Here is a 23,411-nt window from a genome sequence, read left to right as displayed (position 1 = left end):
GCCTCTTAAAAAATGATTGCTCCCTGAGCGGCTGCGCCGCTTCCCCCTTAGGGGGACGACGACCTCGCTGCGGGACTGCCCTTGCTGGCCATCCCGTGCTTGGCACATGCCTGTTTCAGGGGTTGCGGCTCGTACTTTGCCGTTTGATAACTGATGTGAGAACTTGGTTTTTTTCTTGCTCAGACACAGCGCTGCAACTGCAGTTGAAGAAAATGCCTCATGCACGCTGTTGAAACTGTTCTGCTTGTCTTGCTGCTGGGAGCGCTGACAGGCATTGTGGCCCGCTATATCCGGGCCATTCCCCTGCCTCTGATTCAGATCGCGCTGGGTGCGCTGATTGCCTGGCCGCAAGCCGGCCTGCACATCGCGTTCGACCCCGAGCTGTTCCTGTTGCTCTTCATTCCACCGCTGCTGTTCGCCGACGGCTGGCGCATTCCCAAGCGTGAATTCTTTGCACTGGCCAAGCCGATCTTGCTGCTGGCCCTGGGCCTGGTGCTGTTCACCGTGCTGGGCCTGGGCTATCTCGTCCACTGGATGATTCCCGAGATTCCGCTGACCGTGGCCTTCGCCCTGGCCGCCGTGATCTCGCCCACCGATGCCGTGGCCGTTTCGGCCATCACACGCAATCTGGGCATGCCCGAAAAGACCATGCATGTGCTGGAGGGCGAGTCGCTGCTCAACGACGCATCGGGCCTGGTGGCGCTGAAATTTGCGATTGCAGCCACGCTGACCGGCATGTTCTCCTGGGGCGAAGTCGCCAAGGAGTTCACCTGGATGGCCGTCGGCGGCCTGGGTGTGGGTGCGTTGATAGGCTGGGGCTTCAGCCATGCGCGCGGCACCATCACGCGTCGCCTGGGCGATGTCGCAGCCACGCAGATGGTGTTGCTGCTGGTGCTGCTGCCTTTTGCCGCCTATATCGTGGGCGAGAAGATCGGTGTCTCCGGCATTCTGGCTGCCGTGGCCGCCGGCATCGCCACCAATTTCGCCGACCTGGAGCGCAGCAGCTACATCAGCGAACGCCTGCAGACCGAAGGCACCTGGAGCATGGTGGAAGCCGCCTTCAACGGCGCCATCTTCCTGCTGCTGGGCCTGCAGCTGCCATCCATCATCGGCGTGCCGCTGCATCAGGCCGGCCATGACTGGTGGATTCTGGTCGGCTACGTGGCTGCCATTTCGTTTGCGCTGCTGCTGATGCGCTGGATCTGGCTGGTGCTGGGCGTGCATGGCTCGCTGCTGCGCGCCCACCGCCAGGGCAAGATGACCGAGCGCCCTTCCAAGCTGCTGAACCTGGCCACCACGCTGGCGGGCATTCGGGGTGCTGTCACGCTGGCCGGTGCACTGTCCGTGCCCATGCTGCTGAACAACGGCCAGCCCTTTCCGGGCCGCGACATGTTGGTCTTTCTCGCCACGGGCACGATTTTGTTCACGCTGGTGATCGGTGCCGTGGGCCTGCCCATCGTGCTGCGCCATCTGCCCCCGCACGAGGAGTCGCCCACCGTGCGCGAGGAGCGCCTGGCCCGCGAGCAGGCCTGCATGGCGGCCATGGCCAAGCTCACGCTGAGCGAGGAAGAAATGCAGCGCCGCGACCCCGAGTGGGTGGCGATGCGCCAGGAGGTCAACGGCCACCTGACCCAGGAGTACCGCAACCGCATCCAGTTGCTGGACGACGGCAGCGGCGCCGCGCAGAGCATAGAGCTGCTGCGCGAGGCGCCCGAAGTCGTGCGTCAGCGCAAGCTGCGCTATGTGATGGAGATCGAGACCCGGATCGAGTGCATTCATGCCGAACGGGACTTTTACTACGCCGAAAGACAGGCCCACCGCATCAACGACGAGTCGCTGCGCAGCCTGGTCAGCGAGCTGGACATGCAGGAAATCGCCATGCGCAAGCGCCTCGTGGTCGCCCGCCGCGCCGCCGGTCTTCCCAAGGCCGAAACCGGCGCGCACTGAGCCGGAACATGCCTCAGCCCGGGTCCCGCCGATGCGGGACCTGGGGCTGCAGACGCAGGCATGGTTCAGCATGGCATTCAGGCGGTCTTGATCACGCGCAGATCCAGCAACTCGATCATCTCGTCGCGGATCTTGAACTTCTGGATCTTGCCCGTCACCGTCATCGGGAAAGCCTGGACAAAGCGGATATAGCGCGGCACCTTGTAGTGCGCGATCTGGCCCTTGCAGAAGTCACGCACCTCTTCTTCGACGAGTTCCAGGCCCGGCTTGACGATGATCCAGGCACACAGTTCCTCGCCATAGCGCACATCGGGCACGCCTACCACCTGCACGTCCTGCACCTTGGGGTGGCGATAGAGGAATTCCTCGATCTCACGCGGGTAGATGTTCTCGCCGCCACGGATCACCATGTCCTTGATGCGGCCCACGATATTCACATAGCCTTCGGCGTCCATGGTCGCCAGATCGCCGGTGTGCATCCACTGCTCGGCATCGATGGCCTCGCGGGTTCTGGCCTCGTCGTCCCAGTAGCCGTGCATGACGGAATAGCCGCGCGTGCACAGCTCTCCCGACTGGCCGGGCGCCATGATCTCGCCCGTGGACGGGTCCACGATCTTCACCTCCAGATGCGGCTGCACCTTGCCCACGGTGGCCACGCGCCTTTCCAGCGGCGTATCGGCATCGCTCTGGCAGCTCACGGGACTGGTTTCCGTCATGCCGTAGGCGATGGTGATCTCGCTCAGATGCATGTCGCGCACCACGCGCTTCATCACCTCGATGGGGCAAGGCGAGCCGGCCATGATGCCGGTGCGCAGCGTGGAGAGATCGAACTCGGCAAAGCGCGGGTGGTCGAGCTCGGCAATGAACATGGTGGGCACGCCATGCAGGCCCGTGCATTTTTCGGCCTGCACCGCCTCCAGCACGGTGATGGGATCGAAGCCGTCATTCGGATAGACGATGGTCGAGCCATGTGTGAAGCAGGCCAGATTGCCCAGCACCATGCCGAAGCAGTGATACAGGGGCACGGGAATGCAAAGCCGGTCCTCGGGTGTGAGGCGCATGCATTCGCCAATGAAAAAGCCGTTGTTGAGAATGTTGCGGTGCGTCAGCGTCGCGCCCTTGGGAAAGCCCGTGGTGCCGCTGGTGAACTGGATGTTGATGGGATCGTGATTGCTGAGCGTGGCCGCAATGGCATCAATGCGCTCATCCGCACTGGTGCCCTGCGCCATGAGCTGCGAAAAACGCAGCATGCCGGGCTGTTCGACGTCCAGATCCGCTGCACCTGAGCCGGCCGCGTCAATCCACACCACCGTGCGCAAGGCAGGCAGGCGCCTGGATTGCAGCTGGCCTGGTGCGCAGCTCGCCAGCTCGGGCGCCAGCTCGCGCAGCATACCCAGATAGTCGCTGGTCTTGAAGCGCGGCATGGACACCAGCGCCTTGCAGCCCACCTTGTTGAGCGCGTATTCGACTTCAGAGGTCCGATAGGCCGGGTTGATATTGACCAGCACCAGTCCTACCTGAGCCGTAGCCAGCTGCATCAGCACCCACTCGGCATTGTTATGGCTCCAGATACCTACCCGGTCGCCCTTGACCAGCCCTTGAGACAGCAGCGCGCTGGCCAGCTGGCGCGCAGCCTGATGCAGCTGGGCATAGCTGTAGCGCAGACCCTGATGACGGCTGACCAGCGCGTCACGCGCGCCCTGGCGCTCTGCCATTGCGGCAAAAAAATCACCTATCGTCTGCTCGATCAGCGGCACATCCGTGCGCCCCTTGGCATAGCTGGCGGTCAGCGGGTTCACTTGCGATGGCATGGTCTTGTGTCTCCTTGCGTGCCGGCAGCCAACCGCAAACTGGCTGCACAGCGTCCATTCAGCACCGTTTTCTGCATCTCAGAATAAGGGCAAGCCCTGTTCAGAAGAGGTCAGCAAGGTTGCAATAATTGCCAAATGCTCACCCCTTCCCTGGTCAAGACTCCACTGCCACACCATGCCAGCTCCGTGCTCAAATCGCACCCGGCAATTACCCCCATGGCGTTTGTCCAAGCGATTGTCCGTGCTTATGAAGCAAGGCAGATGTCAGCGCTTGGCGCGTTGGAAAAGGCACAAATCCCGCCAGAGCTGATAAACGATCCCGAAGAGCGCATCACGGCCTTGCAGATGGAGGCGCTTTCCGATGCAGCCATGCGCGAACTCGACGACGAGGCCCTGGGCTGGTTCGAGCGCCGTCTGCCCTGGGGCAGCTACGGCATGCTGGCCCGTGCCAGCATCAGCGCCCCCCATCTGGGCCTGGCGCTGGCGCGCTGGTGCCGCCATCACGGCCTGATTGCGCAGGACCTGCAACTGCAGCTCGGCGAGCAGGCCGGCATTGCCACACTCACCTTGCATGAAAGCCGCCCGCTGGGAAGCATGCGCGAGTTCTGCATGGTATCGGTGCTGCGCAATATCCACGGCTTTGCCAGCTGGCTGATCAACGAACCGATCAGCCTGCTGCATGCCAGCTTCCCGTTTGCCGAGCCCGCGCATGCCGATGTTTACAAGGTGCTGTTCGCGCCGGGCAGCATTGCCTATGGGGCGCCAGTTGCCAGCCTGCAGTTCGAAGCGCGCTGGCTGCAGGCACCGCTGGCTCGCGATGAGGCAGCCCTCAACCGCATGCTGCAGCGCGCCCTGCCAATTCAGGTGCGCCCCTACCAGCGCGAAAAGACGCTGGTGCAGCGCGTGCGCCATCTGCTGGCCGCCAGCGGGGAGGAGCAGCAGACCGCAGAGACCCTGTCGCGCCAGCTGCATCTGTCGCAGCGCAGCCTGCACCGCCAGCTCAAGGAAGAAGGTGTTTCGCTGCAGGCGCTCAAGGACGATATCCGCCGCGAGCGCGCGATTGCGCTGCTGCTGCGCACCAGCCGCCCCATCAAGCGTGTGGCCCAGGCCTGCGGCTTTCTCAACGACAAAAGCTTTATCCGCGCCTTTCGCCTCTGGACAGGGCTGTCCCCTTCGGAGTTCCGCAAGACCGCCGGCCAGCGTGCCGTCTGACGCAAGGAGTTCGCCGTGCACAAATCCACAGAAACCTGGCAGGCAATCGCTGACGGAGTCTGGGCTCTGAGCTATCACTTCAGCAATGCAGCAATGAAGGTCAGCACCCGCATGACCGTGATCCGGCTGGCCGACGGCAGCTTGTTCTCGCACTCTGCCGTGCCGTTGACGGACGGGCAGAAAGCGGCGCTCGATGCCCTGGGGCCGCTGCAAACCATTGTGGCCCCCAGTGCCATGCACCATCTGTTCGTGGGCAAGCTGGCCAGGCTTTATCCCCAGGCCCGGCTCTATGGCACCCAGGGGGTGCTGCGCAAGCGCCCGGATCTGCCGCTGCTGGAACCCTTGCCGCCAGACTCCGAGGCGCCCTGGGCGGGCGAGCTGCAATGCCTGCGGCTGGACGGCCTTCCCATGCTCGACGAGACGCTGTGGTTCCACCCGGCCAGCGGCAGCCTCATCGCCACCGACGTGCTGCAATGCTGGCAGGGACCGCTAAGCCTGCCGGTACGCATGTATCTGGGCCTGACGGGCGGGCATGAGCGCCTGACCGTACCGCGCACCGTGCGCCTGCTGGTCAGGGACAGGGCCGCCGTGCGCAGCTGGGTGAAGCAGGTCGAAAGCTGGCCCGTGCAGCGCGTGATACTGCTGCACAACAGCGTGATCGACGATCAGCCGATGAAGCACCTGCGCGAAGCGCTGTCGATCTGGGACTGAGAGCGCTTCAGCGCAGGTCGTGCTCGTCGTCTTCGCCGACCGAAGCGCTGGCGGCACTCTTGCGCACGGCGTCGAACATGGCGGGCAGATCCCCCATGTCACCGAACACGCAGGCGGCGCCGGCCTCGAGCAACTGCTCTGCCGAGGCATGGCCCTGATCGGCCGGGAAATAGCCCCAGACGGTGGCACCTGCTGCCACGCCGGCCTGAACTCCAGTCATGGTGTCCTCGATCACCAGGCATTTGGCGGGATCGGCCTTCAGCGCCTCGGCCGCAGCCAGATACACATCGGGGAAGGGCTTGCTGCGCGGCATTTCATGACCGCTGTAGACATGGCCTTCGAAATAAGGCGCCATGCCCACCTTGGTGAGCTGCATCTCCACCTTGGCACGGTCCGCACCGGAGGCGCAGGCAATGCGTCCATCGCACAGTGCATGAATCTGCCTGACCGCTTCCAGTGCGCCGTCGATGGCTACCAGCTCGGCACTCAGCGCGGCATTGCGGCGCTCGTAGAACTCGGCCATCCAGGCATCGGTCAGCGGCTTGCCGGTATGGGCCTCAATCACGGTCGCCTGGCTGCGTACCGTTTTGCCGATGAAGTCACGCGTGCACTGTTCCTGGCTGATCGCCCAGCCGGATTCGTTGAGCATGGTGCACAGCACGCGATTGGTGATGGATTCGCTGTCCACCAGCACACCGTCACAGTCGAAAAGCACAGCGTCAAAAGCAGTCATGGGAACATTACCAGCGCATCAGAGGATGCGAAAAAGGCGCCTAGCGGCGCCTAGTATCAAGAAACAGAGGGCGTGATTATGCGCTCACGCCCTTTTCGGGTTCAGGGGAAGGTCACTCCGGCCAGCGGATGAATCATCCACGCGCTGTTCTTGGCGTAGATGGTGCTCGTCTTGTTGTCGGCAGTCATGATGCCGCTGAAATAGAAGAAGCCGTTGGCCGCATTGGCATTCATATTGCTCAGCTGGGTTGTGAGCGCGTCATTGACTGACGAGGCCTCGACCAGATACTCGATGGCGCCATTCTGTGCCGAGCTTTTCTCGTAGACATCCACATAGTTCATGTTCATCGGGTCGCTGCCCAGCCCCTGCGTGCCGCGGATGAACCATCCGTCCGCACCCTTCTGGGCCAGGCGCGTTCTCATTTCTGCAGCATCGGCAGCCGAGGATGCGCTGCTGAGCTTGTCGACCTGATAGGTATAGGTGACGCTGTCATTGCGCTTGGCATACAGGCTGAACAGCTCGTTGTTGACGATCTGGGGACCCAGATAGCGATAGCCTTCGGCCCCTTGTCCGTTGAGCTCCGTGGCAAAGGCTTCGGCGGTCGTGGCCACGGGCGTCACCGTCCGGTAGCTGAACTGGTCGCTGCGGCTGTTGTCCTTGACATAGACGCTGCGGATGTCGCTGACATCGCTGAACACGGCGTCGGACTTGTACATATAGCCGCTGCTGCCCTGTTGGTTCAGCTGGGCCAGAAAGGCGGTGCGCGATGGCTGCGCCGCAGGATTGACATAGCTGAACTTGCGGCCTGCATGCGCGGTATCCGTGAGATAGAAGTCGCCGATCTCCGCACCGGTCGAGGAGATCGAGCCCGCCAGGGAGCTGAACAGCGCATAACCGTCGGCGCCCATGCTGTTGGCGGCATCCAGCATCTGCGCATGGCTGGTGGCCGTCTGGCCGCCCATCTTGTAGGTCCCCGTGACGGCCTGATTGCCGGTGCCGCCGCCAGTACCGCCACCATTGTTGCCGCCGCCGTTGTCCCCGCCTCCCGTATTGCCGCCGCCTTCGGAGCCGCCTCCTGAGCCTGTGCCGCTGCCTCCGTCTCCACCACCACCGCCACAGGCAGCCAGGGTGGAAATCAGCAGCAGGGCTGCGGTTCTACGGGTGATTTGCGTGAGAGATGGCACGGGCTTGCTCCTCAGTCCTGATGTTGGTTGAAAATGTCCATATCCCGACACTGAGAGATAAGCATCAGCGTCGTCTTACAGTCATTGTCGGAAGGCTTACCACCAGTTGGCTCCCTACCGATGAGGGGTCTTTGTTACCAAGCCCCAAAGGAACGCTCATGCCCGATCTACCGCAAATTCTGAGCACCACTCAACTGAGCGCGCCCCCTTATGCGCTGGTGGTGGATGACCATCCGCTGGTCGCCGAAGGCATGGCCCAGGTGCTGATGACCAGCGCCGGCGTACGCCAGGTGCGCTGTGCTGCCCACGGCAACGAGGCCCTGGCCGTGATTGCTGCGCTGGGCGAGCCCGTCATCACCGTGATGGATTTCTGGCTGGAAGATGGCGCATCGCTGGAGTTCGTGCACAGCATCCTGGCCTTGGCGCCCGGCACGCGCATCCTGGTGACCAGCGGCGACAAGCACCCGGCCATCGTCAACAAGGCAGCAGCCGCGGGTGTGCATGGCTTTGTGCATAAGAGCAGCACGGCTCAGGTGTTCCAGATGGCCGTGCAAGCCCTGCTGTCCGGCCGCTCCTGGTTCGAGGCTCTGCCTCCGATTCCTGCCGCACCGCCCGCATCCGCTGCGGGCAGCACCTTGCACATGAGCGCCAGAGAGCTGGGCATCACGGCGCGTCAGTCCCAGGTACTGAGCCTGTTGCTGCAGGGCAAGCCCAACCGAGCCATCGCACAGACCCTGAACCTGTCCGAATACACGGTCAAGGAACATGTCACCGCCCTGCTGCAACGTCTGGGCGCCAGCAACCGCGTGGCGCTGATCACTCGGATGCGCGGCATCGAGGTCGATCTGGACTAGGCGGTCTGGCGGCTCTCCATGCAACGCGCCAGCACCGCATGCAGCTGGTCGGGTTGCAGCGGCGTCGCCAGGGCCAGATAGCCCTGATCCTGCACCTGCTCAAGCACCGCCTCGTCACCGCTCATCAAGGCCCCGCTGGCCTGTGGGTGCTGGTCCAGCAGCTGCATCAGGCAGTCCATGCCGCTGGCACCATCCTTGAGCCGCTGTTCACACAGCACGAAGTCCGGCTGCCAGCCACCGGCCAGCAGTTGCTGCGCCTCGGACAGATCGGCCGCTCTCTGCACCTGAATGCCCCAGCTCTGCAGGATCCGTACCAGCACCGGGGCCAGCTGCGCATCGCTTTCCACGATCAGGCAGCGCCCTGACAGGGGGGCGAACCACGGCTGCCCGGACAAGGGCGGCGGCGCCGGCAGCGCTGACGAAGCCTGCCATTGCTCGGCATCCTGCGGCCAGCGCAGCCAGAAACAAGAACCCTTGCCCGGCAGCGACTGCACGCCATATTCCACGCCCAGACGTTGTGCCGCCAACGCCACCACGGACAGGCCCAGGCCACGCCCGCGCAACGGCGCCGGCACGCCCTCTCTGGCATCGCGCTGCCGCCGGCCAGGGCTGCGATAGTGGCGCATGAAAACCTGCGCGCATTCCTGCTCGCTCATGCCGCAGCCGCTGTCCCAGACCTGCAGCAACCAGCGTCCCTGCCGGAGCCGCAGCACCAGCAGCACCCCGCCCTCTTCGGTGTAGCGCAGCGCGTTCTGCAGCAGATTGAAAACCATCTGCCGCAGCAGCACCGCATCCGTGCACAGCGCCGGCATATGGGCTGGCTGCCTGACGCGCAGACGCAGCCCGCGCTGCGCTGCCTCGCGCGCAAACAGGCGCTGGGCTTCATCCAGCACCGCCTTCATGGGGACCGCCTGCCACTGGGGTGCGAAGCTGTCGCCCTCCAGGCGCGACAGGTCCATCAGGTCATTGAACATGGAGCCCAGGTCGCGCGTGCAGACCTGCATTTCCTGCAGCAGCTGCGTCAGATCGTCATCCTGGTTGCGCTGATGAGCGGCCTGCAGCATCAGACCCATGGCATGCAGGGGTTGCCGCAGATCGTGGCTGGCGGCGGAGATAAACCAGTTCTTTTCGGCCAGTGCATTCTCGGCCTGCTCCTTGGCTTCGCGGTAGCGCTCTGCCAGCGCCTGGCGCTCCAGCTCATGCGCCATCTGCTGCTGCACAAAACGCCGTGCGCCCCAGGCGTGGCGGGCGAGTATGGCGCCGTACAACAGCAGCAGCGGCAGCAGATAAGGGCCTTTGTGCGGAAAGTAATGCAGCGTGCACAGCAGCATGGGCAGGTAGATGCCCGCCATGAAGGCCGCGAACACCTGCGGCACCGGCGCCAGAAAAGTGGCGGCCGAAGCCATCACGCCGAGCAGCACCAGATAGATCAGCAGGCGCAGCTCGCTATGGCTTTCACCCCAGGTAAATGCCAGCACGCTGACCCAGAGCAGGCCGTTGATCAACGCGGCCAGCGCCAGCTGCCGCTGCCATGCGGTCAATGCGGCCTGCAGTCGCGGCGGCTCCCAGTCGCGCGCCGACCGCCACTGGCGATGCAGCGAGCGGCGGAACAGCAAAAAACCCAGCGCCATGAGGACCATCAGTCCCCACCACCAGGCCAGCCCTGCGCTGACGGCAGGACTGTTGCGGGTGCTGACCCACAGCAGCAGTGCCGGAATCAGCAAGGCCGCGATTTCCGAGGAACCGCGCGAAGCCAGTGACTGCAACAGGCGCAGACCGGCCTGCAGCCGGGTCAGCTCGGCCGAAGCACCTTCAGAACTGGTCGCCATCGACGTAGAACCAGCGCCCGGCATCGAGCACGAAGCGGCTGCGCTCATGCAGACGCACGGCGCGACCCGCCAGGCGGTAGCGGGCGACGAATTCGACCTCTGCCGAGGCTTCGCCGGTCGGCCTGAACTGCTTTACCTCCAATCCCAGCCATTTGGTGGCGGCATCGAAATCCAGCTGCGCCGGACGCTGGCTGGCATGCCAGGTGGCTTGCAAGTATTCCTGGTTCTCAGACACGAAGGCCGTATAGCGCGAGCGCATCAAGGCCTCGGCATCGGGAGCGGGCCGGGTATCCCAGTGATCGATATAGCGGCCGCAGCAATCGGCATAGGCCAGCGGCCGTTCCTTGGCATTCTTGCGTCCGCAAGGGCAGTCCCGCTTTTTCTCGGCTTCTTTCACAACTTTGGCAGTCTTGATTGGCAATGCTGCATTGTCGGCCAAGACGAGCCCGCCGGCTTGCACAGTCGGTCGCCCCAGAGCACAGTAGCAGCAGTTCACAGCTCGCTGCTCAAAGGTCTGCCTATGTTTTCCATGCTGGTCCCCTGGTGGGAGTTCATGATTCGCGGAGTCTGCGTCTACCTGTTCCTGCTGGTGTTTCTGCGCCTTACCGGCAGGCGCCAGACCGGGCAGTACGCCCCTTTCGATCTGGTGCTGCTGCTGATTCTGTCCAACGCGGTACAGAACTCCATGAACGCGGGCGACAACTCGCTGATTGGCGGCCTGATCAGTGCCGCCACGCTGCTGGGCTGCCATGCGCTGCTCTCGCACCTGAGTTACCGCTTTGCCCGGCTGCGCAAGCTGGTCAACGGCAGGCCCAAGGTCCTGATTCACCAGGGCGTGGTGCAGCCCGGTCTGATGATGCAGGAGCAGATCACGAGCGAAGACCTGGCAGCGGCCCTGCGCTCCAATGGCTGTCTCAACGCACATGAGGTGGAACGCGCCACCATCGAGACCAACGGCCAGATCACCGTGGTGCTGCGCAAGCGCAGCATGGCCGAACTCGGGGAGGCCTGAGCCTCAGTGCAGGCCGTCCAGGAACTGCCTGATAGCCGCGTTCACGGGTTCGGGGTGCGTGAGATTGGCCGCATGGCCTGCGCCTGCCACATCCACCCACTGGGCGTGGGGCAGGCCCTTGAACATGGCGCGAGCACGTTCCACGCCGATGGCCGCATCCTTGTCGCCGTGAATCACCAGTGCCGGCACCTTGATCTCGGCCAGGCGCGGGCTGATGTCGTCGCGCAGCGCCAGCGTCGCAAAGCTCTGCCCCAGATTGATCGGCGAGGCCTGCTTCCATTTGGCGCGCCACTGCGCAGCCCCGGGCCAGCCCTGGCCCAGGATCGTGTGCTCCACGATGGTCGCCATGTCGTCCGACAGTCCATGCTCCATCCAGGCCTTGAGCAAGGCCTCGTGGTGCGGCATCTGCTCGGGATCCTCCAGCATGGCCTGGGTGTCGATCAGCACCAGCGCGCCCACGACATCGGGGTGAATCAGCGCGCAGCGCAGCGAGAGATAGCCGCCTTGCGACATGCCCACGAGCACGGCTTTTTCCACGCCCAGGTACTTGAGCAGGGCGGCCAGATCGTCGGCCGAGTCGTAGTAGCTGAAGGCCTCGCAATGCTCGGGATCGGCGGTCTGCCCGTGGCCGCGCTCGTCCCAGCTGATGCAGCGATACTGCCCCTGCAAAGCCTGTATCTGCGGCTCGAACATGGTGTGATCCATGAGCAAGCCGTGCGAGAACACCAGGGCCGGACCGCGCCCTCCCGTGTCCTCGTAGTAGATATTCTGACCATTGACCTGGGCAAAAGGCATGCCGGACTCCTGCTGCAAATGGTTGAAGACTCTGCAGGTTACCATCCCCGCTGATCACATCCTAAGCAGGCCTTGTGACGTCGGCAACCGGCACGTCCCCAGGTGCGCCACAGCGCCCCTGCGCGGCAGTTGACAAGGTCGCTCTTTTGCCGCCAGACGCCCGTCAGGCCAGCGCCCGCTGGATCAGGATCTTCTGCACATCGCTGGTGCCCTCGTAGATCTGGCATACGCGCACATCGCGATAGATGCGCTCCACGGGGAAGTCGTTCACTACGCCGTAGCCGCCCAGCGTCTGAATGGCGGCGCTACATACGCGCTCGGCCATCTCGCTGGCAAAGAGCTTGGCCATGGCGGCTTCCTTGAGGCAGGGCAGACCCGCATCGCGCAGGCTGGCGGCATGCCAGATCAGCTGACGGGCCGCTTCGATCTGCGTGGCACATTCAGCAAGTCTGAAACCTACCGCCTGATGGTTAAAGATGGGCTGACCAAAGCTCTCGCGCTCCTTGCTGTACTGCAGTGCACATTCAAAGGCGGCACGCGCCATGCCCACGCTTTGCGCGGCAATGCCGATGCGCCCGCCCTCCAGCGCCGACAGAGCAATCCTGTAGCCCTCGCCTTCGGCCCCGATCAGGTTCGCGGCGGGAATGCGGCAGTTCTCGAAATTGATCTGCGCCGTATCGCTGCTGTGCTGGCCCAGCTTGTCCTCCAGGCGTGCCACCTGGTAGCCGGGATTGCGGGTGGGCACGATGAAGGCGCTCATGCCCTTCTTGCCCGCCGCCTTGTCGGTGACGGCAATGACGATGGCCACATCGCCATTCTTGCCGCTGGTGATGAACTGCTTGACGCCGTTGATCACATAGTCGCCACCATCGCGCACGGCCGTGGTGCGCAGCGCCGAGGCATCGCTGCCCACATGGGGCTCGGTCAGACAGAAGGCTCCCAGCATCTGCCCCTGCGCCAGCGGGCGCAGCCATTGCTCCTGCTGGCCGGCATTGCCGTACTTCATCAGGATGGCATTGACCGGGCAGTTGGTCACGCTGATGACGGTGCTGGTGCCGCCATCGCCAGCTGCGATTTCCTCAAGCACCAAGGCCAGGCTCACATAGTCCAGGCCCGCACCGCCGAGCTCCTCGGGCACGCAGATGCCATAGGCACCGAGCGCGGCCAGCCCCTGGTGCACCTCCTTGGGGAACTCATGTTCCTTGTCCCAGCGCGCGGCATGGGGTGTGATCTGCTCGCGCACAAAATCGCGCAAGGCTTCGCGGATCATTTCCTGGTCCTGATTCAGCAGCATGTTGTCTCCGATATTTATAGCTATATGCCCTTTTTCAGCCTGGGCTAGGCGTCTAGAAGCTGGATGTATCTGCCGTCGTGGCGCAGCAGCTGGCCGCGGTCTTCGGGCTTGACCTGGGCCAGGGCCTGCATCAGCCCCTGCACGCTTTGGCTCACCGACAGCGGGGCCGCGGCACCGCCCATCTCGGTCTGCACCCAACCCGGGTCCAGCGCCAGCAGTGTCAGGCCCGGCCATTGGCGGCAGGCCGAGACCACGGCCATATTGAGCGCGGCCTTGCTGACGCGGTACAGCCAGGCGCTTTCGTCCGCATCGCCCAGCAAGGACATGCCGCTGGAGAAGGCGCCGATCACGCCGCCGGCCTCCTGCACCATGGGCACGATCTGCGGCAGGGCCTGCATAAAGCCCAGCACATTGCTGTGCATCACCAGGTCGAACTGCTGCTGGGTAGGTGGCACGCCTGCGTCATGACCGTCCCAGACACCGGCCACGTACAGCGCGATATCGATGCTGGCCCCTTCGAGCTGCCAGGCCAGGCCGCTGACGCTGGCCGGATCGGCCAGATCGACCTGCAGCACCCGGGCGCCCCGTGCCTGCAGATCGGCCTTGTCCTCGGCCTTGCGCACGGTGGCAATCACCTGATGGCCTTGCGCCAGATAGGCCTCGGCCAGGGCGCGGCCCAGGCCGCGCGATGCTCCCATGATGAGTATCAAAGCCATAGCTGCTTGCGCCTATGAATGTGAGGTTTCAAGGTGTTTTTCATCCAAAATCCTTTCATGACAAGCGCAGCAAGCTATCAATTTTTCTTGATCTGCTCGGCCGCAATCATGGCCCCATAGCGGGCCACCATGCTTTCCTGCGACTCGGGCTGGGCCGTCAGCCCCATCTGCGCATGGATGATCTGATTGAGCGTGGGCATGACGTTGCGCGCCACCCTGGCCTCCTCGCTCCACAGGCGCGAGCGCATCAGCGCCTTGGCACAGTGCAGATAAGCTTCCTGCACACGGACTTCGATCACCAGCTTGGGACGGAAATGATCGCTGGCAAACAAGGCCGTGTAATGTGCCTCGTCACGCAACTGGGCGCTGCCGTTGACGCGCAGGGTTTCGTCAAAGCCCGGCACAAAGAACAGCAGGCCCAGGCGCGGGTCGTCGAGCAGATTGCTCAGGCTGTCGAGCCGGTTGTTGCCGCCCGCATCGGGAATGAGCAAGGTATTGGCATCGGGCGCCTTGACAAAGCCCGGCTTGCCGCCGCGCGGCGAGGCATCGAGCAGGGCCCCGTCGGCACCGCCCGTGGCCATGACCACGAAGGGCGACAGCGCGATAAAGCGCAGACAGTGCCTGTCGAGCTCCCACTGCTGCTTGAGCAGCGCGCGCTCGGCCGGGGGGTCATACAACTGCATCAGTTGCTCGCGCGAAGTGATCATGAGGCCAGCACCTCCTCGGGACGGTCGTTGCGGTGGATGGCTGCGTACAGCGACAGGAACTCGTTCCAGGAAGGGTCGAAGCTCACGCTGAGCTCGCCCTCCAGATCCGGCACATGCTGGCGACCCAGCTGTCCCGCCAGCTGCACCGCATGGGCCGGGTCCTCCACATAGTAGGTGGCGACGCGGGCACTCATGTTTTCCACGCGCGAGAAGGCCAGAATGCCGCGCTGCTCGCGGCTGAGCTGCTCGTCCAGCGCATCCTGGGCGTCGCGCACGCCGTCCAGCTCCTGCTGGCTGGAAAAGCTGAAGCGCCACTCCATGAAGTGCGACAGATCGGCGCGCGTGGCCACGGCATTGGCACCGTCGTGAAAGGTCAGGATGTCGGGGGCAGCGTCCTCGTCGGCATCCTGCGCGCGCACTTCCAGCGACAGCCAGCGGTCGCTGTCCTCCTGGGGAAATTCATAGCTGCGGCCCAGTTGCTGGCGGATGAAGCCATCGAACAGCGGCGGGAACTCCGACAGCAGTGCGGAGCCGTAGACATCGGCCGCCGCCTCGTCTACAAACTCGACCGGACCCACGCGCACCGAAAAATCCCACTCGCCCAGCACATGGTCCAGCATGATGAAAGCCATGTGCTGCGCATGCTCGGCCATGTCCCGGGCTATGGACTTCTCGAACGAGAGCTTGAGGCCGATGATGCCTCCCGCATCGTAGTAGCCCACGCGGATATCGGAGCAGGCTAGCTCGAAGCCGTCCATGCGCATGCCGAAATTGCTGCCCAGCGCGCGGCTGCGAAACGCCTGCACGCTGTAATGCTCGAAACGTGGCGCCTGGCGTACCAGGGCCTGCGCATTCTCGAACTGCGCCGTGTTGCCATGGGCCGAGATCACCAGCCGGGAGCCGGCTTCGCCGAGCTTGCCTTCCAGCTCCATGCTCAGGCCCGGCGCATATTGGTGCAGCAGCTCATTGGAGCTCTCCACAAACTCCTGACGATCGAGCTCCTCCAGCTGGCTCAGCTGGTTGGAAAAATCGCCCCAGAAAGCATCAATCTGCTGCGGCTCCAGCGGCTTGATGGTCTCGCTCTCGTCGTGGTGAATGTCTGCGCTCATGAATGATTTCCGCAATGTGAACTGCACACATTCAGCGCGAATGCGTGCAATCCGTTGAACATGCGTTCACTGTAGAGCAAACTGGTGACGATTCTGAGCAAATGACGTCAGATCAGCTCAACGGCCATGGCCGTGGCCTCGCCGCCGCCGATGCACAGCGTGGCCAGGCCCTTCTTCTTGCCGCGTGTCTTCAGCGCGTGCAGCAGGGTGACCAGAATGCGCGCGCCGCTGGCGCCAATCGGGTGTCCAAGGGCGCAGGCGCCACCGTTCACGTTGACCTTGTCATGCGAGACCTTGAGATCGGCCATCAGCGCCATGGGCACCACGGCAAAGGCTTCGTTGATCTCCCACAGGTCCACATCCTCCACGGCCCAGCCGGCCTTCTTCAGCGCCTTTTCGGTCGCGCCGACGGGCGCGGTGGTGAACCACTCGGGAGCCTGCGCAAAGGTGGCATGCGAGACGATGCGCGCCAGCGGCTTGCAACCCAGTTGCTTGGCGGTGGACTCGCGCATCAGCACCATGGCGGCAGCGCCATCGTTGATGCTGGAGCTCGACGCCGCCGTGATGGTGCCGTCCTTCTTGAACGCAGGCTTGAGGCTGCCGATCTTGTCCAGCTTGGCCTTGGCCGGTCCCTCGTCCACGCTGACGGTCACATCGCCCTTGCGGGTCTTGACGGTGACGGGCGTGATTTCGGCATCAAAGGCACCGCTTTGCGCGGCGGCCTGGGCGCGCTGCACGCTGGCAATGGCAAACGCGTCCTGCGCTTCGCGCGTGAACTCGTATTTTGCGGCGCAATCCTCGCCGAAGGTACCCATGGAGCGGCCGGCTTCATAGGCGTCTTCCAGACCGTCGAGCATCATGTGGTCGAAGATCTTGTCATGTCCCATGCGGTAGCCGCCACGCCCCTTCTTGAGCAGATAGGGAGCGTTGGTCATGCTCTCCATGCCGCCGGCAATCATCACCTCGCGGCTGCCGGCGATGAGCTGGTCGTGCGCCAGGATAGTGGCCTCCATACCCGCGCCGCACATCTTGGACAGGGTCACGGCGCCCGTGCTCTGCGGCAGGCCGCCCTTGAAGCCGGCCTGACGAGCCGGAGCCTGACCCTGGCCGGCCATCAGGCAGTTGCCGAACAGCACTTCTTCCACCAGCTCGGGCCGGATGCCCGCACGTTCGACCGCGGCCTTGATGGCGGCTCCGCCCAGATCATGGGCGGCCAGATCGGAAAAATCGCCCTGGAACGCGCCCATGGGAGTGCGGGCTGCGCTGACGATGACTACGGGATCCTGATGCATGGTTTGTCTCCTTGAAAAATGGATGGATGTGATCTGCCTCTTCAAGCGAGGCTATTGGCGGGAATCTCGAAACGCTGCGTGTCCAGTCCTGCGTCGCCGGCATGCAGAAAGCGGCTGCGCTCGTAGGGGAACACGTCCAGGAAATGGCCGTCACGGATGCGGCTCTGATGGCCGCGCCAGAAGTCAGCCTCCAGCAAGTCGGCGTGATGGCGCATGAAGATGTCGCGCACGGCCGGGTGGCCCAGCAGAAAAGGTCCGAAGGTCTCGGGAAAGACATCCCTGGGGCCGACCGAGTACCAGATGTCGCCCGACATCTCCTCTTCCTCGGTGCGTGGCTGCGGCACCTGGCGGAAATTGCAGTCGGTCAGGTATTCGATCTCGTCATAGTCGTAGAACACCACCTTGCCGCCGCGCGTGACGCCGAAGTTCTTCCACAGCATGTCGCCGGGAAAGATATTCGTGGCGACCAGGTCCTTGATGGCATTGCCGTATTCGAGAATCGCTCGCTCCATGGCGGCGCGGCGCTCCGGCTTGGTGTCTGCTTCCGCCAGACACTCCATCAGGAACAGGTTCAGCGGCACCAGGCGGCGCTCTATGTAGAGGTGGCTGATGATGACTTCCATCTGCCCGTCGCCATCACGGTCGCTGATCTCGATCTGCTCGGGGGCCTGGGCCTGCAGCTCGGCCAGCAGTTCGTCGCTGAAGCGCTCCTTGGGAAAGGCCACCAGGCTGTACTCCATGGTGTCGGCCATGCGACCGCCGCGGTCATGCTTCTTGACCAGCTGGTACTTGGCCTTGACCTGGGGACGCGAAACATCCTTGCTGCTCGCGATACGGTCCTTAATGAGCTTGAACACATAGGGGAAGCTGGGCAGATCGAACACCAGCATGACCAGGCCCTTGATGCCGGGTGCAATGCGCAGCTGATCGCTGGAATGGCGCAGATGATGCAGAAAGTCGCGGTAGAACAGCGTCTTGCCCTGCTTGGCCAGACCCAGGGCGTTATAGATTTCCGCCTTGGGCTTGCGCGGCATGAGGCTGCGCAGAAAGCTCACATAGGCGCTGGGCACCTCCATGTCCACCATGAAATAGGCGCGCGCAAAGCTGAACAGCGCATGCAGGTCGTCCTCGCCGAACAGGGCCGCATGCAGTATCAGTTGCTCCTGCTCTCCATGCAGTATGGGAATCGCCAGCGGCAGCTCGGTATAGCCGGTGATGATCTTGCCGACCAGGTAAGCCCCCTTGTTGCGGTAGAACAGGCTGGACAGCACCTGAAGCTGGAAGTTGGCCCTGAGCGTCAGGCCCGCCAGCCTCTCGCGTATGCGCTCGGCCAGCAGATGCACGTCGCGCTGCAGGTCTTCGAAGCGGCATTGCAGCTGCAGCTGCTCGAACAGGATCTGCAGCGTGCCTTCGAGCTGTGCGAGGTTGCCCGGGTAATAGGCGCGGTAGATGGGTACGGCACCCGGTGCAGTGTTTTCCAGGTATTCGGTGCTGACGGCCGCCCGCACGAAGATGAAGTCGTTCTGGAAATGGGTGCGGTGCAGAATCTTGGTGGTGACCGAGTTGAAGAAGGTCTCGGCCAGCTCTGGCTGCAGATGATCGACCATCAGGCCGATGTAATGGAGCTTGACCTGCTGCCAGACAGCCATGCTCTGCAAGCTGGCGGCAAACTCCTCTTCCAGCCTCTGGATGCAGGCACGCACCTGCCGGTCGTAGAACTCTATGCGTTCACGCTGGGCCTGTTGCTGGCCCGGCCAGTCCATGGACTCGAAGCGTTGTTTGGCCCGGGCAGCTTCCGCACTGAACATGCGGTAATGCTGGTTGTAGCCCTGCATCAGGGCCTGGGCAATGGCATAGGCCTCGGGGGCGTCCAGTCGTTGCGGAAACATGGCGGGCCAGTCGCTCCAGATAAGTGAGCAGCACTCTCAAGCGGCACGCTTCTTGGGCCCGCTTGAGGGCACTGCAACTGCGCAGTGGCTGCGATCAGTCGCGCTTGCGCGCTGCGACCTGCTCGACAGCCTTGTTGTAGACATCCTCCAGACCGCCCACGCCGGGCACGGTCATTTCGAGGTTGGTGATGTGGCCGTTCTTGAGGCTGTAGCACCAGCCGTGCAGCGTGACCTTCTGGCCGCGGGCCCAGGCGTCCTGCATGACGGTGGACTGGGCCACGTTGACCACCTGCTCGATGGCGTTGAGTTCGCACAGCGCATCGTGGCGGAACTGGGTGGACATGCCTTCCAGCAGCTTGATGTGCTTGTCGCGAACGTCGCGCACATGACGGGTCCAGTTGTCCACCAGGCCCAGACGCAGATTGTTCAGTGCCGCGTACACGCCGCCGCAGCCATAGTGGCCCACCACCATCAGGTGCTCGATCTTCAGATGATCGACCGAGTACTGGATGGTGGACAGGCAGTTCAGATCGCTGGGCACCACCACGTTGGCCACGTTGCGGTGCACGAAGACCTCGCCAGGCTCCAGACCCGTGATCTGGTTGGCCGGCACGCGGCTGTCCGAGCAGCCGATCCACATGTACTTGGGTTTTTGCTGCGCCATCAGTCCGGTAAAGAAACCAGGACGATCACGCTCCATCTGGTCTGCCCATTGGCGGTTGTGGACAAACAGTTCTTCGATGGAGGTTGTTGTCATGAAGCTATCCTTCTTTTTGTGGTTGAAAGAACGGCGCAGCTCCTGCTTTTTCAGCAGGTTTCAGCAAACAGCTCGCGGCCTATGAGCATGCGGCGAATTTCACTGGTGCCAGCGCCAATCTCATAGAGTTTCGCATCTCGCCACAAACGACCGAGCGGATACTCGTTGATATACCCATTGCCGCCATAGATTTGCACGCCTTCGCCGGCCATCCAGGTGGCCTTCTCGGCGCACCACAAGATGACGCTGGCGCAGTCCTTGCGAACCTGGCGCACATGCTCGGTTCCCAGAAGATCCAGGTTTTTAGCGACCGTATAGGCAAAAGAGCGGCCTGCTTGCAGCACGGTGTACATATCTGCCACCTTGCCCTGAATCAGCTGAAACTCGCCGATGCTCTGGCCGAACTGCTTGCGGTCGTGAATATAGGGGACGACATTGTCCATGACGGACTGCATGATGCCCAGCGGGCCGCCGGTCAGCACCGCGCGCTCATAGTCCAGGCCGCTCATCAATACCTTGGCGCCCATGTTCAGGCCGCCGAGAATGTTTTCGGCGGGCACTTCCACGTCCTGGAACACCAGCTCGCCCGTGTGACTGCCGCGCATGCCCAGCTTGTCGAGCTTTTGCGCGATCGAGAAGCCCTTCATGCCCTTCTCGATCAGAAAGGCCGTCACGCCGCGCGCGCCCATCTCCGGCTCGGTCTTGGCATAGACCACCAGGGTGTCAGCATCGGGCCCGTTGGTGATCCACATCTTGCTGCCATTGAGCAGGTAGTAGCCGCCCTTGTCCTCTGCCTTGAGCTTCATGCTGATCACGTCAGATCCGGCGCCGGGCTCGCTCATGGCCAGAGCCCCCACATGCTCGCCGCTGATGAGCTTGGGCAGGTACTTGGCCTTCTGCGCCTCGCTGCCGTTGCGATTGATCTGGTTCACGCACAGATTGCTGTGAGCGCCATAGGACAGGCCCACGGAGGCACTGGCGCGCGAGATTTCCTCCATCGCCACCATATGCGCCAGATAGCCCATGTCGGCACCGCCATACTGCTCGGAGACGGTGATGCCGAGCACACCCAGTTCGCCGAACTTGCGCCACACATCCATGGGGAACTGGTCGCTGCAGTCGATCTCGGCCGCACGCGGAGCAATCTCGATCTGGGCAAATTCACGCACTGCGTCGCGCAGCGCATCGATGTCTTCACCGAGCTGGAAGTTCAGTCCTGGCAGATTGGCAAGGCTCATGGTTGTCTCCTGTAGATATGGTCTGATGAATCGTCTTGTCAGTGCTGTATGCCTTCGCGCTGCTGCACGCACATCAGGGTGCAGCTCATCGTGGCAACCAGCTTCTCTTTTCCCTGGTCGATGGCAAACGCCTTGCCTTCGGATACGGTGATGGTGCGCCCGGGCTTGATGACCCGGCCTTCCATGCGAAAGCGCTGGCCCTTGGCCGGGGCCAGCAGATTGATCTTGAATTCGATGGTCAGCACGGCGGCATCCATTGGCATCAGCGTCAGGCCAGCATAGCCACAGGCCGAATCGAGTGCGGTGGAGACCATGCCGGCATGCAGAAAGCCGTGCTGCTGCGTCAGACCCGCAGCCCAGTCCAGGCAGATATCCACAGCGCCAGGCTCCACCAGGGTCAGCTCTGCACCAATCGTGGCCATCGCGCCTTGCTTGGCAAAGCTCTGCTTCACCCGATCGACGAAATCCCGAGACTCGGTGCTACCTGCAGCAGACATGGGCAATTCTCCAGCGAAGCGTTTCAATTGACGTTTACGTAAACGTCAATTATGCGCCATTTTTGCTCTCGCTCCTTTTCAGCAGTGTGCGTGCCTCTTTTTCCTGCTCTCGCACCTCATCCAGAGTCACCTGCAGATCGGCCATCTGCGCTTCAAGCTGCTTGCGATGGATGGCCAGCACATCGAGAAACTTGCGCAGCTGCACGCCCGTATCACGCGGGCTGTCGTACATGTCGATGATTTCCTTGGCCTCGGACAGCGACAGTCCCAGGCGCTTGGCCCGCAGTGTCAGACGCAAACGTGCGCGGTCTCGGGAGGAGTACACGCGGTTGCGACCGCCTGCGCCGGAGCGCTCGGGCTGCAGCAAGCCCATGTCCTCATAAAAACGGATGGCCCGGGTCGTGAGATCGAACTCTTTGGCAAGATCGCTGATGGTGTAGATGGTCGACATGATTTCGTGGAGTTGCGAGTCTTGCATCGCACAGGCGACTGCATGGGGCAGGCCGGTCTCTAAAATGCTTTGACAAAACTGACGTTTACGTTAACGTCAATGCTAAACGAAATACCGCCTCATGACCTCAAGCCAAGAATCCGCACTTCATTACCCGCTCGGCGATACCTTGCCCGGTCCGGCCCAGACCCTGGAAGTGGCACCCGGCGTCAAGTGGATCCGCATGACCCTGCCGTTTGCCCTCGATCACATCAACCTCTGGCTGCTGCGTGATCGCCAGACCGATCTGCATGGGCAGGTACGCGAAGGCTGGACGGTCGTCGACTGCTGCGTCAACCGCACCGAGGCACGCGATCAATGGGAGCAGATCTTTGCCTCCGAGCTTGAAGGCCTGCCCATCTTGCGTGTCATCGTCACCCACATGCACCCCGACCATATCGGCCTGGCCGGCTGGATCTGCCGGCAGTGGAATGCCCCCCTCTGGATCAGCGCCACCGATTACAACGTCGCCCGCGTCGCCATGAAGGACAGGGATGGCTTCGGTGGCGAGTCTGGTGCGGACTTCTACAGCCTGCACGGACAGAGAGACGAAGAATTTCTGCTCCATGTGCGCGGCCGTGGCAGCTACTACTCTTCCCTGGTGGCCCCCATCCCCGACATCTATCACCGCATCATGGATGGCGACCAGATCGACATCAACGGCCGCACATGGCAATGCATTGCCGGCTATGGCCACGCGCCGGAGCACATGGCGCTGTACTGCGCCGAGCTCGAGACACTGATCAGCGGCGACATGGTCCTGCCCCGGATTTCCGCCAATGTCAGCGTGCATTCTTCCGAACCCGAGGCCAATCCGCTGCAGCTGTTTCTCACATCGCTCAAGCGCTATTTCGAGCTCCCCCGGGGCAGCTATGTTCTGCCCTCGCATGGCAAGCCCTTCACAGGATTGCATACCCGTGTCCAGCAGCTGCTCGACCACCACCAGGAGCGCCTGGACGACATCATGCAGGCCTCCCGGCAGCAAGGACTGAGCGCTGCCGACATCCTTCCCATCCTCTTCAAACGCCAACTGGACACGCACCAGATGACTTTTGCCATGGGCGAGGCTCTGGCCCACCTGCACTACCTCTGGTACAGCCGGCAACTGACGCGGCGCCTGGATGAAAACGGCATCCTGCGCTTCTACGCACCTACACAAGAATAAAAAGAGAGCGCCTGGCGCTCTCTTTTTATAGGTTTCCGGTATTTTTGCAGCCGCAATGCTTTGACGGCCTGCGACAGGCGCTCCTCGTTTCGAAGCACCCAATAAAAAACCCCGTAATCTTTCGACTACGGGGTTTTCACTGTAAGAGCCTGACGATGACCTACTTTCA

22 protein-coding genes are annotated in these 23,411 nt (G+C 62.8%); 6 read left to right on the top strand and 16 right to left on the bottom strand.

The window, feature by feature from the left end; genetic code table 11:
• The first annotated feature begins 219 nt into the window (after window positions 1-219).
• Window positions 220-1,947: a Na+/H+ antiporter gene (locus ACLBXN_RS00110; protein ID WP_043005396.1), complete on the top strand. Its 1,728-nt coding sequence runs from the start codon at window positions 220-222 to the stop codon at window positions 1,945-1,947.
• 77 nt (window positions 1,948-2,024) lie between these two features.
• On the opposite strand, the gene ACLBXN_RS00105 is transcribed toward ACLBXN_RS00110, so the two are convergent.
• Entirely contained in the window at window positions 2,025-3,758 is a 1,734-nt protein-coding gene (locus ACLBXN_RS00105) for an AMP-binding protein (RefSeq protein WP_447610723.1), read from the bottom strand.
• Window positions 3,759-3,893: 135 nt separating this feature from the next.
• Here ACLBXN_RS00105 and ACLBXN_RS00100 point away from each other — a divergent pair, with 135 nt between their 5' ends.
• Both ACLBXN_RS00100 and ACLBXN_RS00095 read left to right on the top strand, forming a co-directional pair.
• Complete coding sequence (locus tag ACLBXN_RS00100; RefSeq protein WP_447610722.1) at window positions 3,894-4,970, top strand: AraC family transcriptional regulator; 1,077 nt, start codon at window positions 3,894-3,896, stop codon at window positions 4,968-4,970.
• A 15-nt stretch (window positions 4,971-4,985) separates the two neighbouring features.
• The gene (locus tag ACLBXN_RS00095) at window positions 4,986-5,681 is read left to right on the top strand and encodes a DUF4336 domain-containing protein (RefSeq protein ID WP_447610721.1); all 696 of its coding nucleotides are present in this window, start codon (window positions 4,986-4,988) and stop codon (window positions 5,679-5,681) included.
• Between the two features lie 7 nt (window positions 5,682-5,688).
• Here the strand turns inward: ACLBXN_RS00095 and ACLBXN_RS00090 are convergent, their stop codons facing one another.
• Both ACLBXN_RS00090 and ACLBXN_RS00085 read right to left on the bottom strand, forming a co-directional pair.
• On the bottom strand, window positions 5,689-6,414 hold the full coding sequence (locus ACLBXN_RS00090) for an HAD family hydrolase (protein WP_211457924.1): 726 nt from the start codon (window positions 6,412-6,414) through the stop codon (window positions 5,689-5,691).
• A 101-nt stretch (window positions 6,415-6,515) separates the two neighbouring features.
• Window positions 6,516-7,598 (bottom strand): hypothetical protein, encoded by a 1,083-nt coding sequence (locus ACLBXN_RS00085; RefSeq protein WP_447610720.1) that lies wholly within the window; start codon window positions 7,596-7,598, stop codon window positions 6,516-6,518.
• 158 nt (window positions 7,599-7,756) lie between these two features.
• On the opposite strand from ACLBXN_RS00085, the gene ACLBXN_RS00080 reads away from it, so the two are divergent.
• Window positions 7,757-8,452 (top strand): LuxR C-terminal-related transcriptional regulator, encoded by a 696-nt coding sequence (locus ACLBXN_RS00080; protein ID WP_447610719.1) that lies wholly within the window; start codon window positions 7,757-7,759, stop codon window positions 8,450-8,452.
• Here the strand turns inward: ACLBXN_RS00080 and ACLBXN_RS00075 are convergent.
• Both ACLBXN_RS00075 and ACLBXN_RS00070 read right to left on the bottom strand, forming a co-directional pair.
• Window positions 8,449-10,281, bottom strand: a complete 1,833-nt coding sequence (locus tag ACLBXN_RS00075; protein ID WP_447610718.1) for an ATP-binding protein — start codon at window positions 10,279-10,281, stop codon at window positions 8,449-8,451. The genes ACLBXN_RS00080 and ACLBXN_RS00075 overlap by 4 nt on opposite strands.
• Entirely contained in the window at window positions 10,265-10,678 is a 414-nt protein-coding gene (locus tag ACLBXN_RS00070) for a YchJ family protein (protein ID WP_447610717.1), read from the bottom strand. Before ACLBXN_RS00070 ends, ACLBXN_RS00075 begins: the two co-directional genes overlap by 17 nt.
• A gap of 123 nt (window positions 10,679-10,801) precedes the next feature.
• Between ACLBXN_RS00070 and ACLBXN_RS00065 the strand changes: the two genes are divergently transcribed.
• A complete protein-coding gene (locus ACLBXN_RS00065) occupies window positions 10,802-11,293 on the top strand; it encodes a DUF421 domain-containing protein (RefSeq protein ID WP_043005404.1) in 492 nt (163 codons plus the stop codon).
• A gap of 3 nt (window positions 11,294-11,296) precedes the next feature.
• Here ACLBXN_RS00065 and ACLBXN_RS00060 read toward each other — a convergent pair whose 3' ends face one another.
• The 11 genes from ACLBXN_RS00060 to ACLBXN_RS00010 form a co-directional block, all read right to left on the bottom strand.
• Window positions 11,297-12,088: an alpha/beta fold hydrolase gene (locus ACLBXN_RS00060; protein ID WP_003059085.1), complete on the bottom strand. Its 792-nt coding sequence runs from the start codon at window positions 12,086-12,088 to the stop codon at window positions 11,297-11,299.
• A gap of 163 nt (window positions 12,089-12,251) precedes the next feature.
• Entirely contained in the window at window positions 12,252-13,382 is a 1,131-nt protein-coding gene (locus ACLBXN_RS00055) for an acyl-CoA dehydrogenase family protein (RefSeq protein ID WP_043005405.1), read from the bottom strand.
• 44 nt (window positions 13,383-13,426) lie between these two features.
• The gene (locus ACLBXN_RS00050) at window positions 13,427-14,098 is read right to left on the bottom strand and encodes an SDR family oxidoreductase (RefSeq protein ID WP_447610716.1); all 672 of its coding nucleotides are present in this window, start codon (window positions 14,096-14,098) and stop codon (window positions 13,427-13,429) included.
• Window positions 14,099-14,175: 77 nt separating this feature from the next.
• On the bottom strand, window positions 14,176-14,805 hold the full coding sequence (locus ACLBXN_RS00045) for an MSMEG_1061 family FMN-dependent PPOX-type flavoprotein (protein ID WP_447610715.1): 630 nt from the start codon (window positions 14,803-14,805) through the stop codon (window positions 14,176-14,178).
• Entirely contained in the window at window positions 14,802-15,914 is a 1,113-nt protein-coding gene (locus ACLBXN_RS00040) for a hypothetical protein (protein WP_447610714.1), read from the bottom strand. Before ACLBXN_RS00040 ends, ACLBXN_RS00045 begins: the two co-directional genes overlap by 4 nt.
• A 107-nt stretch (window positions 15,915-16,021) precedes the next feature.
• Window positions 16,022-17,206, bottom strand: coding sequence for an acetyl-CoA C-acyltransferase (locus ACLBXN_RS00035; RefSeq protein ID WP_343675673.1), 1,185 nt, complete (start codon window positions 17,204-17,206; stop codon window positions 16,022-16,024).
• 41 nt (window positions 17,207-17,247) lie between these two features.
• Window positions 17,248-19,095, bottom strand: a complete 1,848-nt coding sequence (aceK, locus tag ACLBXN_RS00030; protein WP_447610713.1) for a bifunctional isocitrate dehydrogenase kinase/phosphatase — start codon at window positions 19,093-19,095, stop codon at window positions 17,248-17,250.
• Between the two features lie 94 nt (window positions 19,096-19,189).
• On the bottom strand, window positions 19,190-19,852 hold the full coding sequence (gene can / locus ACLBXN_RS00025) for a carbonate dehydratase (protein ID WP_043005410.1): 663 nt from the start codon (window positions 19,850-19,852) through the stop codon (window positions 19,190-19,192).
• Between the two features lie 50 nt (window positions 19,853-19,902).
• Complete coding sequence (locus ACLBXN_RS00020) at window positions 19,903-21,090, bottom strand: isovaleryl-CoA dehydrogenase (protein WP_447610712.1); 1,188 nt, start codon at window positions 21,088-21,090, stop codon at window positions 19,903-19,905.
• A 38-nt stretch (window positions 21,091-21,128) separates the two neighbouring features.
• Window positions 21,129-21,587: a PaaI family thioesterase gene (locus tag ACLBXN_RS00015; protein WP_211457935.1), complete on the bottom strand. Its 459-nt coding sequence runs from the start codon at window positions 21,585-21,587 to the stop codon at window positions 21,129-21,131.
• Between the two features lie 49 nt (window positions 21,588-21,636).
• Complete coding sequence (locus ACLBXN_RS00010) at window positions 21,637-22,038, bottom strand: MerR family transcriptional regulator (protein WP_003061601.1); 402 nt, start codon at window positions 22,036-22,038, stop codon at window positions 21,637-21,639.
• A gap of 121 nt (window positions 22,039-22,159) precedes the next feature.
• Here ACLBXN_RS00010 and ACLBXN_RS00005 point away from each other — a divergent pair, with 121 nt between their 5' ends.
• Window positions 22,160-23,242: an MBL fold metallo-hydrolase gene (locus tag ACLBXN_RS00005; RefSeq protein ID WP_447610711.1), complete on the top strand. Its 1,083-nt coding sequence runs from the start codon at window positions 22,160-22,162 to the stop codon at window positions 23,240-23,242.
• The last annotated feature ends 169 nt before the right edge of the window (window positions 23,243-23,411 follow it).

It is taken from the genome of Comamonas sp. C24C (assembly GCF_053345995.1).
Note: the sequence above shows the minus strand (reverse complement) of the source record. Positions and strands in the feature narration are given on the sequence as shown.

Bases quoted from the DNA above. Each gene is read 5' to 3' on its own strand.
- ACLBXN_RS00110 (WP_043005396.1), top strand. From the start codon at position 220: ATGCACGCTGTTGAAACTGTTCTGCTTGTCTTGCTGCTGGGAGCGCTG.
- ACLBXN_RS00105 (WP_447610723.1), bottom strand. From the start codon at position 3,758: ATGCCATCGCAAGTGAACCCGCTGACCGCCAGCTATGCCAAGGGGCGC.
- ACLBXN_RS00100 (WP_447610722.1), top strand. From the start codon at position 3,894: ATGCTCACCCCTTCCCTGGTCAAGACTCCACTGCCACACCATGCCAGC.
- ACLBXN_RS00090 (WP_211457924.1), bottom strand. From the start codon at position 6,414: ATGACTGCTTTTGACGCTGTGCTTTTCGACTGTGACGGTGTGCTGGTG.
- ACLBXN_RS00080 (WP_447610719.1), top strand. From the start codon at position 7,757: ATGCCCGATCTACCGCAAATTCTGAGCACCACTCAACTGAGCGCGCCC.
- ACLBXN_RS00075 (WP_447610718.1), bottom strand. From the start codon at position 10,281: ATGGCGACCAGTTCTGAAGGTGCTTCGGCCGAGCTGACCCGGCTGCAG.
- ACLBXN_RS00065 (WP_043005404.1), top strand. From the start codon at position 10,802: ATGTTTTCCATGCTGGTCCCCTGGTGGGAGTTCATGATTCGCGGAGTC.
- ACLBXN_RS00060 (WP_003059085.1), bottom strand. From the start codon at position 12,088: ATGCCTTTTGCCCAGGTCAATGGTCAGAATATCTACTACGAGGACACG.
- ACLBXN_RS00055 (WP_043005405.1), bottom strand. From the start codon at position 13,382: ATGCTGCTGAATCAGGACCAGGAAATGATCCGCGAAGCCTTGCGCGAT.
- ACLBXN_RS00050 (WP_447610716.1), bottom strand. From the start codon at position 14,098: ATGGCTTTGATACTCATCATGGGAGCATCGCGCGGCCTGGGCCGCGCC.
- ACLBXN_RS00045 (WP_447610715.1), bottom strand. From the start codon at position 14,805: ATGATCACTTCGCGCGAGCAACTGATGCAGTTGTATGACCCCCCGGCC.
- ACLBXN_RS00040 (WP_447610714.1), bottom strand. From the start codon at position 15,914: ATGAGCGCAGACATTCACCACGACGAGAGCGAGACCATCAAGCCGCTG.
- ACLBXN_RS00035 (WP_343675673.1), bottom strand. From the start codon at position 17,206: ATGCATCAGGATCCCGTAGTCATCGTCAGCGCAGCCCGCACTCCCATG.
- aceK (WP_447610713.1), bottom strand. From the start codon at position 19,095: ATGTTTCCGCAACGACTGGACGCCCCCGAGGCCTATGCCATTGCCCAG.
- can (WP_043005410.1), bottom strand. From the start codon at position 19,852: ATGACAACAACCTCCATCGAAGAACTGTTTGTCCACAACCGCCAATGG.
- ACLBXN_RS00020 (WP_447610712.1), bottom strand. From the start codon at position 21,090: ATGAGCCTTGCCAATCTGCCAGGACTGAACTTCCAGCTCGGTGAAGAC.
- ACLBXN_RS00015 (WP_211457935.1), bottom strand. From the start codon at position 21,587: ATGTCTGCTGCAGGTAGCACCGAGTCTCGGGATTTCGTCGATCGGGTG.
- ACLBXN_RS00010 (WP_003061601.1), bottom strand. From the start codon at position 22,038: ATGTCGACCATCTACACCATCAGCGATCTTGCCAAAGAGTTCGATCTC.
- ACLBXN_RS00005 (WP_447610711.1), top strand. From the start codon at position 22,160: ATGACCTCAAGCCAAGAATCCGCACTTCATTACCCGCTCGGCGATACC.